The organism is Lentilactobacillus senioris (genome assembly GCF_026798195.1).
GTDB classification, from domain to species: domain Bacteria; phylum Bacillota; class Bacilli; order Lactobacillales; family Lactobacillaceae; genus Lentilactobacillus; species Lentilactobacillus senioris_A.
Genome location: NZ_JAPQEZ010000002.1, coordinates 61,259 through 77,091 on the forward strand (window position 1 = coordinate 61,259; position 15,833 = coordinate 77,091).

Sequence of the window (15,833 nt, forward strand, 5' to 3'; positions counted from 1 at the left end):
ATATCACGACAAAAGGCTCCACATTGACTGACTTTAAATGTGGGGTACGGTACAATGTTAGCGGTGATAAATTTCGAAAGAGTGGAGTAAAAAATGGTTAATTCAAAGTCGTCCGGTACTAAACCACGGACTAAATTAAACTATTATTTGTGGGCGATATTAGTCCCGTTAATTTTATTAGCAATTATATTTGGTGTTTTGCAGATTGCCCCCTTTGGCGGTAAAAGTTTGCTGATTAGTGATTTAGCGACTCAATACCTGCCTTTTTTTGCGTATTTAAGAGAACAATTGTTGCAGCATTCCATAAGTAGCTATTCGTTTTTGGTTTCTATTGGGGATGGAATGTTACCAATTTACACTTATTATTTAATGAGTCCGTTTAATTTAATAATTGTCTTTTTTGCTAAGGCCCAGTTGCCATTAGCCATTAATTTAATTATTAGTTTGAAAATCATATTAAGTAGCGTTTCGATGAGTTGGTTTTTACAACGGAAATATCAATCTACTAGTTTAGTAGGGGTAGCTGGCGGAATCGCTTATGGTTTTTGTAGCTTTGTAGCCATGTATTTTTATGATTTGATGTGGCTAGATGCTTTGATTACTTTGCCAATTGTTATTTATGGATTGGAACAATTAGTTCAACGCCAAAAAAGTTGGTTATATACTTTTGCCTTAGCACTTACCATTATTGTGAATTACTATATGGGGTACATAATCTGTGTCTTTGCGGTGATTTATTTTGTTTATTTACTAATGAAGCAACGTCCTCAAGATACGCGCTGGTCTAAATATGTATCAGTAATACGACCAACTATTTTCCGGTTTATCTGGTTTTCATTAATGGCCGGGTTACTAAGTGGTTTTATGTTATTACCAACGGTTTTGGCCATGCTATCAACGGGAAAAGGAGTCTTTTCTTGGTGGAGTTTTATGCCATTGCCAGCGTTTGGGCCTAGTTCCTTAGTGAATTTAGGCGTGGGGGCCTCTAATTTTGATGGCCGTTTACTTCATGGACCTAGTATTTTTTCTGGTTCGTTCTTTTTAATTGGAGCCGTTGTTTATTTTCGATCTGCTCAAATTACCAAACAAAACAAGCGAGCTGCTGGCTGGTTATTATTAGCGGTTTTGTTGGGAATGGGAATTGAAACCTTTAATACTATTTGGCATATGTTGCAACAACCAGCTGGCTTTCCGTTTAGAATGGTTTACCTTTTTAGTTTTGCAGTCATTATGCTGACCTATGAAGGCTATTTAAAGGGGATGTTTGCTGAAAAACAAACCGTGATTAAAACGGCCGTATTAATTATGGTCCTTATATTGATTGGTTATGCGGTGGCAAACTTTACGGCTAATCAGCAAGACTTAAATCAATTACTTACTTATCAATATTTGGTAAGTAATTGGAATATTATTTTTGCGGCGGCATTTTTATTAACCACCGTATTGGTGATTGGGACTGGTAAAAATCATTATCAGCTAGCACAGTATTTAATTTTGCTCTTAGTAAGTGTTGAAATGGGCTTTAACTTTTGGGAAGCTAACAAAGCCATGCCATTAGTACAAACTAAACAGTATTCCCAGGCGTTTAAACGATCTGAAAAACAATTCAGTAAGTTAAAGGACAAACAGTTTTACCGGAGTAACGTTTATAATTTGGATTTACGGAAATCTTTTCCGGTGGATTATAACGGCTATAATGACTCCTTAATTTTTGGGTATCGCGGAATTAACTCGTATAGTTCGACACTTAATTCTAATACTTGGCATGTATTAAACAGTTTAGGATTTGATAGTCGTAACGTTCGCCGCATTGGTTCCATGGGAGCGACCCCAATTACGCGTCAATTGTTGGGACTTAAGTACGATGTAGTAGTAGATGGTAAGCACAGTGAAATTATTGTTGATCACCAAACCAGTGGCTTAGGATTTATGACTAATCGACAGATTAAAGATGTTCACTTTAGTGCTAACCAACCATTTTACAATTTGAATATGCTGATTAATGCGGAAACGGGACGATCGGAAAATCCGTTTGTGTTAGCTCAAGATATTAAGATCCGGCAGACAACTTATCATGATCGGTTTCAATACCATTTGATTGTTAAAGCACAGCTAGATGGCCAACAGTATCTGTATGTTCCTCAAGTTAGATTGGCTGAAACCGAGGTGAAAATCAATAACCAGGTAGTAGATCCAAGACTACGAGGATTAGGTACCCAGGTGATTAAGATTAATCGAGCTAAAAAGGGGCAACTGACTGATATTAAAATTGATTCTAAACAACCAATTTATGAGTTATCTCAAATGGTGGCTAGTTTTGATCAGCCTCGATTCAATAAAGTTTATCAAGAACTAAATCGTCACAGTCTGAACGTTAAAAATGCTGAACGATTAACTAATAATGGTAGTCATTTCGCAGGGACAATAACCGTTGATAAAGATAAACCAATTTTACTGGTTAGTCTTCCCTACAACGATGGTTGGCAAATTAAATCAGATGGTAAACAAGTACCTACCGTGAAGGTTGCAGATGGGCTTTTGGGAGTTGAATTAACCCCGGGACAGCACCGCTTGCAATTTAATTACCAAGTAGAAGGATTAAAAGCAGGGATCTTAGTATCCATAATGAGCGCTTTAATGATGCTGGGAACGGTAGTTTGGCAACGTTTTAAAAAGTGAAAATTTTTTACAAAAGACGACTGATTAGGTTGTCTTTTTGTTTTAATGCCAGTGAAGAAAACGCTTTAAAATAGGATTTGTAAAATGATTAAATTTTATAAATTGTCATTTTTGAAAAAAATTTTCGTTTTTCTCTTGCGAAAAATTAGTCCGAATCATATAATTAAAACCGTGATAGGAACTCAGAAAAAGTAGATGAAAGAGGTATACGAAATGCAAATTGGTATGATCGGTCTCGGTAAAATGGGCCTTAACCTTGTTAAGAACATGATTAGAAACGGTAACGAAGTAGTAGCATTTGACCTTAACCCTGAAAGTGTTGAATTAGCTGTTGCTGCTGGTGCAACTGGCGCAACTAGTAACGCTGACTTGGTTAGCAAATTAGATGGTCCTCGCACTGTTTGGATCATGGTTCCTGCTGGGGCCCCAACTGATTCAACCGTTAGCGACATGGTTAGTTTGCTTTCAGAAGGCGATTACCTTATTGATGGTGGTAATTCATTTTATGAAGACTCAATCCGTCATGGTAAGTTAGCCGCTGAAGAAGGAATCAACTTCTTCGATTGTGGTACTTCTGGTGGGATGAACGGTGCTTTGAACGCCGGTAACTTCATGATCGGTGGCCCAAGTGCTGAAAAATTCGAACACTTGAAACCATTGTATGAAGGAATTGCAGAAAAAGACGGTTACCTTTACACTGGTAAAGTTGGTTCAGGTCACTTCTTGAAGATGGTTCACAACGGTATCGAATACGGTATGATGGGTGCCATTGGTGAAGGATTTGACGTTTTGGAAAACAGTCAATTTGATTACAATAACGAAGCAGTTGCTAAAGTTTGGAACCACGGTTCAGTTGTTCGTGGTTGGTTGATGGAATTAGCTGAAGAAGCTTTTGCTAAGGACGACAAACTTTCATCCATTGCTGGTGTTATGCACTCATCTGGTGAAGGTAAGTGGACTGTTCAAGAAGCCCTTAAAGAAAACGTTGCTACTCCAGTAATCACTGCTTCATTGTACGAACGTTACGCTTCAATGACTGACGATAGCTTTACTGGTAAAGTTGTTTCTGCTTTACGTAACGGCTTCGGTGGTCACGCAATGGACATGAAGAAATAATTTAAATGGTTAATGAAAAGCATTCCGTAACGGAATGCTTTTTTTTGTGGAGATTGTTTAATAGTGATCAACCAATAACAGCCCGTTAACTATAAAAAAATAAGTAATTTGCTATATTAACTTGTAATTAGTAAGTTGTGATGCTACCATGAAATTATTCAAGGAGGGATTAAGATGACAAATGTTTTAGTTTTAGGTGCAACCGGACGAATTGCTCAACAGGCTGAACCAATGTTACTTGACGAAGGGGTTAACTTAACTCTGATGCTCCGCAATCCTAACAAGCTGAATTTAACTTCTGAACAGCAAAAACGAGCTAACATTATCGTTGGTGACGTCTTGGATCAAGCCACCCTTACTGACGCAATGCAAGGTGTCGACATTGTTTACGCTAATTTAGCGGGTGACGTTATTGAGATGGCTAAATTAATTGAGCAAACTATGCGGACCGTTGGGGTTAAACGAATTGTTTGGATTTCCACACTAGGAATCTATGACGAAGTTCCCGGTAACTTTGGTAAGTGGAATAATGAAACCCTAGGTGATTATTTAACTCACTATGCTGAAGCTGCTAAAGTATTTGAAGATTCTGACCTCGACTACACGATTATTCGGCCTGCATGGCTAACTGATAAGGATGAGGTAGATTATGAAGTAACGGGTCGCACCGAAGCCTTTAAGGGGACTGAAGTTTCTCGCAAGTCAATTGCCGCTGTGGTAACGGCTATTGTCCAAAATCCACAAAAATATGAACGAGCTTCTATCGGAGTGAATAAACCCAATACTGACGGTGATAAACCGGCCTTTATGTAAACAAAAAAGACGCCTGCGGGCGTCTTTTTTTGTTGATTTTAATTAAGCTTCACTACCGAACCAACGGCCAACAAAAGCTGCTAGCGCACCACCAACTAATGGGGCTAACAAGTAAACCCAGTAGTGGCTAAGTGCTGAACCGCCAGCCATTAAGGCAGGACCGAAACTTCTAGCAGGGTTCAATGAACCACCGGTTAAGTTCAAAGCAACGATAATCAAGAATGCTAGAGCTAAACCAATTGCTAATGGAGCCAAGTTAGCATTGCCTAAGCGATCACTAGTGACCATTAAAATAACTAGGATGAAGATGAAAGTGATTAAAACTTCCACCCAAAAGGCAGTGCCGGCACTGATTTTAGGAAAATCAGTTTGTCCAAGTTGATTAGTAGCTAAACCTAAATCGCCCACTAGGGTTTTAATAATAGCAGAAGCAGCAATTGCCCCTAGAAATTGGGAAATTACGTAACCAACAAATTCCGTTAAGCTTAACCGGTTGTTGATTAACATAGCCAATGAAACTGCGGGATTAAAGTTACCGCCGGAAACATTACCAAATGCGTAAGCCATAATGGTAATTGCTAAACCAAAAGCTAGTCCAATAGTTAACGGATCGCCTTTGGCTAAGACTACCGCACCGGTACCAGCAAAAACTAACATAAACGTACCGATAAATTCAGCAACGTATTTTTGCATCTTAAATTACCTCCATCAAATTTATAATAATTAGTATAAAGATTGCCTATCTATTTTACCATACTAAGGATTGGAGTTCTAATGGTGGGCGAAAGACAGCGGATACGTTATACTAAACTTAAGAACGTCAAGAAAGTGGGATGATGACATGAAGACAGTTACAGCATATTTAGTTCGCCATGGTCAAACCTATTTGAATCTTTATAATAAGGTTCAAGGATGGATTGATTCACCACTAACCGATAAAGGCCAACAAGATGCTAAAAATGCAGGACAGCGGCTAGCTCAAATTAATTTTAATGCGGCGTTTTCTAGTGACTCCGGGAGGGCTATTGATACGGCGCGATTAATTTTAAAGGCTAACCCCCACAACAGTGATATTGTGCGTTATCAGTACCCAGAATTGCGCGAACAGTTCCATGGTTATTTTGAAGGCAGCGACTTAAGTCAAATGTGGCAATTTGTGGGAGCGCAAGTAGAAACGACTACTGAAGCCGGAGTTTTGAATAATTTTGGTCTCGAACGGGCCCGGGATCTAATTCAACGAGCAGATCTATACAACCAAGCGGAAAATAACGCAATGTTTTGGGAACGATTAGATTATGGTTTTGACAAGATTCGGCGTAATACTAATGATGGCGATACGATATTAATCGTGTCTCATGGGATGACGATTCGTTCGATTGTTGACCGCTATGCACCTAAATTGGATATCGGTCAAGCTACTGCCAATGGGAGTGTGACTAAGTTAATTATTACTGATGATGATATTCAAGTAGAGTACTTCAACAACTTGGGGGAAGTTTAACCCTGGTTGAGAGAAAGCGATAATTATGGTATCTTGATAAGAATGCAAATGACGAGTTTGAATAGTTAATTTCGACTCGAAAAAAAGTGCAATTCCGATGAATTAAAGTCGAAATTGCACTTTGTTATTAATACTGAAATAGTGGTTAGATGGTTGCAACTCATTGTTGAACCAGCCGAAAGGAAGAAAACGAAACATGATTACAGTAACTGACATGAGCCTGCAGTTTTCGGGCAAGAAACTTTATGAAGACGTTAATTTAAAATTTACTCCGGGTAATTGTTATGGAATTATCGGGGCTAACGGGGCTGGTAAGTCTACGTTCTTAAAATTATTACAGGGCCAACTGCAACCCACTACCGGAACCATTTCAGTAGATAAAAACGAACGGATGTCTAGCTTAAGTCAAGATCACTACGGTTTTGAAGATCAAACTGTGATGCAGACCGTAATCCAAGGTAACCAAAAATTATTTGACATCATGACTGAAAAAGACGCCTTATATGCTAAGGCTGATTTTAGTGAAGCTGATGGGTTAAGAGCTGCAGACTTAGAAGCTGAATTTGCTGAAATGGACGGTTGGAATGCCGAAGCAGATGCTTCATCATTATTGCAATCTGTCGGAATTGCTGAAGATCTGCATAATGAAATGATGAGTGAATTAAACGAAGGCCAAAAGGTGAAAGTTTTGCTAGCCCGAGCCTTGTTCGGTGAACCTGATATCTTGCTTTTGGACGAACCAACCAACGGGCTAGATGTCTACACCATTCAATGGTTAGAAGACTTCTTGGCTGACTATCCTAAGATCACCATCATTGTTTCTCATGACCGCCACTTCTTAAATGCGGTTTGTACCATGATGTGTGACGTGGATTTTGGTAAAATTCAAATGTACGTCGGTAATTACGATTTCTGGCTTCAATCTAGCCAGTTAGCGGCTAAATTAAGGGCCGATGCTAACGCTAAAAAAGCTGATCAAATTAAAGAATTACAAGAATTTATTGCTAGATTTAGTGCCAACGCTTCTAAATCTAAGCAGGCTACTTCGCGAAAGAAACAATTAGACAAAATTTCGTTGGATGACATTAAGCCTTCATCTAGAAAATACCCATTCATTAAGTTTGAACAAAACCGGCCGGTCGGAAACGATTTGCTCCGGGTGGATAACATTAGTAAAACTATCGACGGAGTAAAGATTTTAGATAACGTTACCTTTACTTTGCGCCCTGGCGACAAGACCGCCTTGGTTAGCCGTTCTGATTTGGCTACTACCGTCTTGATGCAAATTATTGCCGGCACTATGGAACCCGATACGGGAACCGTTACTTGGGGCCAAACGACGTCTCAAGGCTATTTACCTAGAGACTTCACTTCAGAATTCGATGGTAACGACGTCCGTATTTTGGATTGGCTACGTCAATTTGCTGAAAAAGGTAACGATGATGATGCCTTCTTACGTGGTTTCTTAGGCCGGATGCTCTTCTCCGGGGACGATGTTAACAAGCACGTGGACGTCTTATCTGGTGGGGAAAAAGTCCGGGTGATGTTATCTAAGTTAATGTTGCAAAAAAACAACGTATTACTCTTGGATGATCCAACCAACCATTTGGATTTGGAATCCATTACGGCGTTAAACGAAGCGTTAGTTGGTTTCCCAGGTTCTTTGATCTTTACGTCTCATGATCACGAATTTATTCAAACAATTGCTGATCACATCATCGAAGTTTCCGCGAACGGAATTATTGACCGACGTGAAACTACTTACGATGAGTTTATTGCCCATCCAGAAGTGAAGAAGCAGTTAGAAGGATTGTACGGCGAATAATAAATTATAAATTCAATCCGGATTAAAAAAGCAGCTAATAATTTGACCATTGCGGTCATTATTAGCTGTTTTTTATTTGCTATAGTTCACTTAAATACTGCCAATCAGTTGCCCACAGGACTCCCATAGCTTTTTCACCTGTATGTACACTGATGGAAGGGCCGATTTGGTTGGTCTCTACGATTGCATTAGGAAACCGTTCCTGGATAGTTGCGGTCCAACTAGCTTTAGTTTTTGGATTATTAGCATCCACGATTGAAATTCTGATGGGAGTAGTAAACTCAAGAATCGAGTCGTCCATAGTAGCTAGCACTTTATTGAATGCTTGGCGCATTGTGTGTTCCTTGGCTAGGGGAACGATCTTGCCGTCGTGATCAAAAGTGAGAATCGGTTTAATTCGCAGCATGTTACCAATAAACGCTGAGGTATTAGAGATTCGGCCAGTTCGTAGCAGGTGTCCAATATTATCGACTACTAGATCTACTTTGATGGAGTCGCGTAATTGCTCTAGACGGGGGATGATTTCTGCAGCATTTTTACCTTCCGTAGCCATTTTGCCGGCTAATAAAGCTAAATCAGCTTCGCCCACACTAGCAATTTTAGAATCAAATGGATACACTTTAATGTTGGTAACTTCTTGAGAATACATTACTAGATTTTCGTAAAAGGTGGTAATTCCGGATGAAAGATTAACGCAAATAACTTCTTCGTAACCAGCAGCGCTTAGTTGATCAAATGCTTCTTGCATTTGACCCATGGTAACTTGAGCGGTGGTGGGGAGTTTTTCAGTATCAGCTAATTTAGTTAAAAACTCGGTAGCAGAAATGTCTACTCCTTCAGCATATTGATCCATCCCAAAAATAACGGTGATGGGCAAGACAGTAATGTTATATTTCTGTGCTTGTTCTTTGGTTAGATAACTCGCGCTATCAGTAATTACAGCAGTTTTCATTGAGGCTCGCTTTCTCTAGTTAGATTCTAAGTGTTTTACTGAAATTAGGCTGGTAATAAAACCAGCATAGTATAATAACCTTGTATTATACATAAATATATCTAAGGGGGAAACAATTATGAATCATTTTAAGCTAATTTTAGTCGCACTGGTGATGATGGGATAAGTGGTTAGGCTATTAAGTAAAGACTGTTTCGGACTAGGAGGTCACTAAATGCAATCCATTATTTTGAGTGATATATTTCTTTTGATTTGCTTCACATTGGGCAGCTGGCAGGGGCACAACTTGTCCTTAAAGCGGGTAATAATTATGGCTGTTATTTTCCCAGCAGTTAACATTGTCCAACATTACTTTGGAATTTGGTTTGGCGACTTTGATCTGGGTTCTGGGGTGTTAATCGCGCTAATTTTATTGATGTATTTGATTGATCGAAATTGGTGGCATCCAAGTAGATATAAATCATGAAAAAAGGGTAACTAATGATGTTGTCATTAGTTACCCTTTTTAGGTTAAAAACAAGCTATTATTTAGTTAATTTGGTAAGCAATTCTTCTACCGCATCATTATATGACTGTAGTCGGGCATCTACTGATGCTTGACTACTATCTTTAGTACCAATGTAGAATTTGATTTTGGGTTCTGTTCCGGAAGGTCGAACTGCCAACCAAGTTCCATCATCTAACCAGTACTTCAAAACGTCAGAAGTAGGCAAGTCGATCTTGGTTTCTTTACCATCTGCGTCTACGTGCACACCAGTTTGGTAATCGGTGGTGCTAATTACTTGGTGGCCATTTAACTCAGTTAGCGGATTAGCTCGTAGCTCTTTTAGCATATTAGCAATTTGTTCTTTGCCGGCCAAGCCATCCATTTCTTTAGAAATGGTCTTTTCTTCAAAGTAACCAAATTTTTCGTACATTTCGTTAACACCATCATAAAGGGTTTGACCTTTATCTTTATAGTAAGCCGCTACTTCGGCCAACAACAAGAGGGTTTGTACCGCATCTTTATCGCGGACAAATGGTTGAATTAGGTAACCAAAACTTTCTTCAAAACCAAAGAGGAAAGTATGATCATGGTTAGTTTCATACTCATGAATGGCTTCTGCAATGTACTTAAAGCCAGTGAGGACGTTTTGAGTAGCTACGCCATAGGAAGCGGCAATATCAGCTGCTAATTCGGTGGAGACAATTGATTTAACAATTGTACCGTTGGCAGGCAAGGTTCCAGTAGCCTGCTTGGCAGTTAGAATGTAGTTTAATAACACGCTGGCAATTTGGTTACCAGTGAGGAGCTTATAGGTGCCGTCTGGTTGACGAACCGCTGCTCCTAAACGATCAGCATCTGGATCGGTAGCGATTAAAATGTCGGCGTCGATTCTAGTTCCCAGTTCAATAGCTAAGTCAAATGCCTGAGCAAATTCTGGATTGGGAAACGGAGTAGTAGGAAATTCTGGGTCTGCGATGGTTTGAGCAGCCACCACTTCGTAATCATTGAAGCCAGCTTCTTCTAAGGCCCGGCGTGCAATGACTTGACCAGTTCCGTGAAGAGGAGTGTACACAAACTTCATGTTAGCTCCGGTTTGGGCGATTAAATCATGATTGATGTTAACCGTTTTGAGTTCCTTAAGGTAAGCTTGGTCGACATCTTCACCGATCAGATTCATAATTTTATCATTACGTAATTGTGGTTCGTTAGCTACTTCGATTGTAAATAAATCGCTAGCTTGGCGAATGTATTCGGTAATTTGATCAGATTCCTTTGGTGGCATTTGGCCACCGTCTTCTCCATAGATCTTAAATCCGTTGTATTGTTTAGGGTTATGACTAGCAGTAATCATAATGCCAGCGTATGTATTTAAATGGCGAACGGCAAATGACAATTCCGGAGTAGGCCGCATTTGGTCAAATACATAGGTTTTGATTTGGTGATGACCTAAGACCTTAGCTGATTCGTGGGCAAATTCTTTAGAGAAGTACCGAGAATCAAAACTAATGGCCACTCCGCGACCTTTGGTATCAGCATCTAAAGTATCCATAAACCGGGCCAAACCTTCAGCAGCTTGACGAACGGTATAAATGTTCATCCGATTGATTCCAGCACCAATCACGCCACGCATTCCGGCAGTCCCAAATGATAATGGAGCTGAAAAGGCATCAGCAATGGTGTCTGGTTGATTTTTCATTGCTTCTAAATCGGCAACTAAGTTACTTGGTAAATTGGTTTGTTCTAACCAAGTGGTATAAATCTGTTCCGCAGTTTGAGTCAAACTAAATCCCTCCAAGGGTAAATACTAGTTTCGTATTTTGATATTCTCATTATAGAAATTATCAGGTTAAGCGTCAATTTAAACGCTAATCAGATTAACTTATTTTTGAAAACATGATAAAATTTTAATTAACTGTGTGATTACATAATATAAGGTAGAAACTCATTGATGCCTAATTGGGCTCGATGGGTTTTATTATTAGGAGGCTAATAGTGTTAGCAGATAAACAAAAAGGAATTATCTTGGCCAGTAGTGGGGGCATTTTTTGGGGAATTCAAGGTCCCGTTTCACAATATTTATTTGCCCAAGCCAATTTATCAACGGAATGGTTAATGGGGGTTAAAATGTTGATTGCGGGGATCGCAATTCTTCTTTACGCCAAATTCGTTCAACATCGGGAACTAACTAAAATTTTCGAGACTAGGTCAGTAAGGTTGACGTTATTAGCATACACGGTATTTGGCCTGGCCGCTGTTCAATACTGTTATTTATTAATGGTCCAAGCTAGTAATGCAGCAACTGCTACCATTATGCAGAGTTTAGGGACGATTATGATCGTGATTATTACGATTATTTTGTACCGGCAGCTGCCCAGTCGCCAGGAAGTGATTGCAGTATTAGTTGCTCTGTTAGGAACCTGGTTATTAGTTACCAAGGGCGACTTGGGGCACTTAGCGATGTCTCCTTCAGCCCTAGGGTTAGGCTTGTTATTAGCATTTGCTGGGGCAATGCAAACCATGATCCCGGTTAGCTTGATTGGGAGATATGGGACGTTAGTAGTTACTGGTTGGGGGATGTTATTTGGGGGAATTATTTTTTCGATTATCAACCCGGTTTGGGTGAATACTCCACCAATGACTTTAGGCGTAGTGTTAGGAGTCGGTTTTATTATTATTTTTGGCACCATTTTGGCCTACGTTTGTTTTACTCAAAGCCTACAGTATGTTTCGCCAACGGTGGCTGGCTTGTTAGATGTTTTTGAACCGTTAGCAGCCACATTAGGAGCAGTATTGTTTCTTAATACTTCCTTTAACTGGGCAGAAACACTAGGCGCTATCTTGACTGTCAGCACCGTTTTTATTCTCGCTATTCATAAAAAAAGTGCTTCTTCAGAAAATTTATGAACAACGTGTTGACTTATAATTTCAAACCATTATAATTTTAATGTGAAATTATTAAGAGGTGTTGAGATGGCAATTGATAAACGGGCTGCTCAAACAGAACAAAAGATCGAAGATGCACTAACGGTGTTAATTAACCAAAAAGGTTTTAACAACATTAGTGTGACGGACATTACTCGCGAAGCCAAGATCAGTCGGGGGACTTTTTACATTCATTATCTAGATAAGGTAGATTTACTAAACCACGTTGAAGATAATCTATTACAAAAACTCCAAAAGATTTTGGAAGAAGTAATTCCAAGAGCAATTGAACAACAACGAGATGGTGCCTGGGAAGTACCTTATAAGGCCGTGATTTCGACGCTTAATCAATTTTTAGTTGATCGAGAGTTAATCATTGCGTTACTAAGTACCCGTGGTGATCCAGCGTTTTTAACCAGGGTGAAGAACTTGTTTAGTCAAGAAATTCACCGTGATATTAGTTCTTATCAAGGGACAATTTCGTACGACAACAATATCCCACCGGACTATATTGAAGAAATTGTGTTAAACGCGCTGATGGGGATTGTGCTTCATTGGTTGTCTAAAGACCAACCAGAGTCGCCGGACGAAGTTGCTCAGATCATAATGTACTACTGCGAAACAGCACCCAAAGAGTGGATAACAATAGATTAGAGAGGTCTAGAAGATGAATAAATTTATTCGTAGATATACGGTTAGCTTCTTCATCTGGCTTGCAGTGTTGATAGCCAGTGTAGTAATGCTACCCAACGTTTCCCAACTGATTACAGATAAAGGAGAAACTAAAATTCCATCGTCTGCCCAAAGTCAGGTGGCCGATACCATTCAATCCCATTGGGGACACAAAATTGGTAACACTAGACAAGTCGTGGTAGTTTTTAACAACGGCGATAAAAAAATCACTAGCAGTCAACAAGCCGCTATTGATAGAACCATTGCCGATTTTGAAAGTGACAAAAAGGACTTTGACATTAAAAAAGTTACTAGTCCAAACCAAAATGCCATTACCAAAAAGCAATTAATTTCTAAAGATAAAACCACGGAATTAGTTCAACTAGATGTGGGCAAACGCGATTCTGTTGATAAAATGAATAAAGATATCACTAAGGCTGCTAAAACTAACGGGGTTAAAACCTACGTTACCGGTAGTGATATCTTAAATGATGATTTCCGAATCGTAACGGAACAAGGTTTGAAGAAGACAGAGTTAATTACGGTAGTCTTTATTTTAATCGTCTTAATTATCGTCTTTCGTTCCCTTATCGTACCGTTCATTTCCTTACTATCCGTTGGGGTTTCCTTCTTGGTATCTCAAAGTATCGTGATGAACTTAGTCGATAAATACAATTTCCCAATTTCTAATTTCACCCAAATCTTCATGGTGGTGGTCCTTTTCGGGATTGGGACCGACTACAATATCTTGTTATTCAACGAGTTTAAAAACCAGTTGTCGCAAGGTAAGGACAAGGTTGAAGCCACTATTGCAGCTAGAAAAACTGCTGGTCGGACCATTTTATACAGTGGGACATCCTTGTTAATTGGTTTTTCAGCTTTAGGACTAGCCAAATTCTCCATTTACCGGTCAGCCGTTGGGGTAGCCGTTGGGGTAGCGGTCTTGCTATTAGTACTGTTAACCCTTAATCCATTCTTCATGTCCACATTAGGCCAACGAATTTTCTGGCCTTCTAAGAGCTTGAAGGGGGAAAGCAATAGTCGGACATGGACCTTCTTATCCAAGCATTCAGTTGCTCACCCAATTATTGCCTTGTTGATTGCACTAGTAGCAACGGTACCGTTCGTGCTTAACTACAACAGTCAACTAGACTACGATAACGTGGTCGAACTAAATAGCGGTATTTCTGCTAAAAAAGGATTTGAAGTAGTTCAAGATCACTTTAGTAAAGGGACTGCTGAACCAACTACGATCTACATTAAAGCTGATCATAAGTTGGACAATGAAAAAGACCTTAAAGAAATCGATCGAATTACTAAACAAGTCCAACAAGAAAAAGGCATCGATTCCGTTAATACCGTTACTCAACCTGGTGGGGTACCGTTGAAGCAACTATACCTCAGTGATCAATTAAGCACGTTGACAGGTAACGTTAACACCATGCAAAAAGGGTTGAAGAAAGTATCTAAAGGAATGAAGAATTCTGATTTCAACACCACTCCATTGAGTGATATTGGTTCTTCCACTCAAAGTATTGCTAGCCAGTTAACTGCTATTCAACAAAGTTATCAAGCTGCTGGTACCAGTGCTACACCAACTCAAATGGTTGGTCAGTTGAATCAACAGCTTTCTGCAGGTGGTCAAGGCCTTAACAGTATTCAACAGTCTGCCTTAACCTCAGCCGTAACGCAGGTAGCAGCTAAGCAACAACAAACGGCTTCTACAATGCAATCTTCCCTTCAAGGGGTAGCTTCTGATACTAAGTCTATCGGAACTAATGCTAAGTTATTGCAAACGGAACTAGAACAAATGCAAACTAAGTTAATGGCTGCCGGTAACGGAATTGATACCGTTAATGATGGTTTAGGACAAACTAACCAATACCTTAAGGGAGTTCAAAAATCTGCCGCTGCAGACACCTTCTATATTCCTAACAATGTTTTGAAGAGCAAGACGTTTAAGACTTCTACAGATACTTACATGTCATCTGATAAGAAGGCTGTTAAAATGATTGTGGTCTTGAAGACGGACCCAAGTACCGAAACTTCAATGAATCGGGCTTCTAGCTTGAAGCAAGTAGTTAAGGATAACTTGAAGGGAACTGACATGAAGAATGCTACCGTAGCAGTAGGTGGTCAAACTTCTAACTTGAATGATACTAAGAACATTGCTACTAGTGATTTCTTACGAACTGCTATCATCATGATTGTCGGAATCACATTTGCTTTAATGTTGATTTCACACTCACTTCTTCAACCAGTTTACGTAATGGTAATGTTATTATTAACTTACTTTACTTCCCTTGGTTTGACTGAATTAATTAGTGGTAAGGTATTGCATCAGGATACTTTGACTTGGAATACACCATTCTTTACCTTTATTATGCTAATTGCATTAGGAGTGGATTACAGTATCTTCTTGATTATGCAATATCACAATAATCCAGATCATACCCTTTTCCCAAGTCAACGAATTATTCAAGCTGCCGGAATTATTGGCTCAGTAGTTATTTCTGCGGTGGTTATCTTAGGTGGAACTTTTGCTGCCTTGATGCCATCTGGAGTAATGACTTTGATCCAAGTGGCTGTTGGGGTTATCTTAGGTCTGGTTATCCTAGTGATTGCTATTCCAATCGTCTTCCCAGCATTGATCAAATTAACTTACGAACCATTCCACCTACCATGGAGTAAGTCAGCAAAGACTAATTCAGGTGATCAAACAAGAACGGCTCGAAGTTCAAAATAATACTTTTATTTAACAAAGAGGAACTTAAATCAGTCTATGACTGGGATAAGTTCCTTTTTTCTTTGTGAAATTTTAGTGGATTTTAGATATAGGTTTACTGTATAATTTTTTATAGCACTT

General features: G+C 39.3%; 12 protein-coding genes. 9 read left to right on the forward strand and 3 right to left on the reverse strand.

Annotation, left to right across the window (positions count from 1 at the left end; genetic code table 11):
• Positions 1–93: 93 nt before the first annotated feature.
• The 3 genes from OXT66_RS02385 (at position 94) to OXT66_RS02395 (ending at position 4,608) form a co-directional block, all read left to right on the forward strand.
• Positions 94–2,679 (forward strand): YfhO family protein, encoded by a 2,586-nt coding sequence (locus OXT66_RS02385; RefSeq protein ID WP_268595490.1) that lies wholly within the window; start codon positions 94–96, stop codon positions 2,677–2,679.
• Positions 2,680–2,892: 213 nt separating this feature from the next.
• Complete coding sequence (gnd, locus tag OXT66_RS02390) at positions 2,893–3,795, forward strand: phosphogluconate dehydrogenase (NAD(+)-dependent, decarboxylating) (protein WP_268595491.1); 903 nt, start codon at positions 2,893–2,895, stop codon at positions 3,793–3,795.
• Between the two features lie 174 nt (positions 3,796–3,969).
• Positions 3,970–4,608: an NAD(P)H-binding protein gene (locus tag OXT66_RS02395; RefSeq protein ID WP_056978809.1), complete on the forward strand. Its 639-nt coding sequence runs from the start codon at positions 3,970–3,972 to the stop codon at positions 4,606–4,608.
• A 42-nt stretch (positions 4,609–4,650) separates the two neighbouring features.
• Here OXT66_RS02395 and OXT66_RS02400 read toward each other — a convergent pair whose 3' ends face one another.
• Entirely contained in the window at positions 4,651–5,301 is a 651-nt protein-coding gene (locus OXT66_RS02400; RefSeq protein ID WP_056978808.1) for an MIP/aquaporin family protein, read from the reverse strand.
• A 148-nt stretch (positions 5,302–5,449) separates the two neighbouring features.
• On the opposite strand from OXT66_RS02400, the gene OXT66_RS02405 reads away from it, so the two are divergent.
• Complete coding sequence (locus OXT66_RS02405; RefSeq protein ID WP_268595492.1) at positions 5,450–6,109, forward strand: histidine phosphatase family protein; 660 nt, start codon at positions 5,450–5,452, stop codon at positions 6,107–6,109.
• A gap of 196 nt (positions 6,110–6,305) precedes the next feature.
• Positions 6,306–7,934, forward strand: coding sequence for an ABC-F family ATP-binding cassette domain-containing protein (locus OXT66_RS02410; RefSeq protein WP_268595493.1), 1,629 nt, complete (start codon positions 6,306–6,308; stop codon positions 7,932–7,934).
• A 79-nt stretch (positions 7,935–8,013) separates the two neighbouring features.
• Here OXT66_RS02410 and OXT66_RS02415 read toward each other — a convergent pair whose 3' ends face one another.
• A complete protein-coding gene (locus tag OXT66_RS02415) occupies positions 8,014–8,886 on the reverse strand; it encodes a DegV family protein (RefSeq protein WP_268595494.1) in 873 nt (290 codons plus the stop codon).
• Between the two features lie 214 nt (positions 8,887–9,100).
• On the opposite strand from OXT66_RS02415, the gene OXT66_RS02420 reads away from it, so the two are divergent.
• On the forward strand, positions 9,101–9,352 hold the full coding sequence (locus OXT66_RS02420) for a hypothetical protein (RefSeq protein WP_268595495.1): 252 nt from the start codon (positions 9,101–9,103) through the stop codon (positions 9,350–9,352).
• 58 nt (positions 9,353–9,410) lie between these two features.
• Here OXT66_RS02420 and OXT66_RS02425 read toward each other — a convergent pair whose 3' ends face one another.
• A complete protein-coding gene (locus OXT66_RS02425) occupies positions 9,411–11,153 on the reverse strand; it encodes a phospho-sugar mutase (RefSeq protein WP_268595496.1) in 1,743 nt (580 codons plus the stop codon).
• A 212-nt stretch (positions 11,154–11,365) separates the two neighbouring features.
• Here OXT66_RS02425 and OXT66_RS02430 point away from each other — a divergent pair, with 212 nt between their 5' ends.
• The 3 genes from OXT66_RS02430 (at position 11,366) to OXT66_RS02440 (ending at position 15,713) form a co-directional block, all read left to right on the forward strand.
• Positions 11,366–12,277, forward strand: coding sequence for a DMT family transporter (locus tag OXT66_RS02430; protein ID WP_268595497.1), 912 nt, complete (start codon positions 11,366–11,368; stop codon positions 12,275–12,277).
• Positions 12,278–12,343: 66 nt separating this feature from the next.
• Complete coding sequence (locus OXT66_RS02435) at positions 12,344–12,949, forward strand: TetR/AcrR family transcriptional regulator (RefSeq protein ID WP_268595498.1); 606 nt, start codon at positions 12,344–12,346, stop codon at positions 12,947–12,949.
• A gap of 13 nt (positions 12,950–12,962) precedes the next feature.
• Positions 12,963–15,713, forward strand: a complete 2,751-nt coding sequence (locus OXT66_RS02440) for an MMPL family transporter (protein ID WP_268595499.1) — start codon at positions 12,963–12,965, stop codon at positions 15,711–15,713.
• Positions 15,714–15,833: the final 120 nt, after the last annotated feature.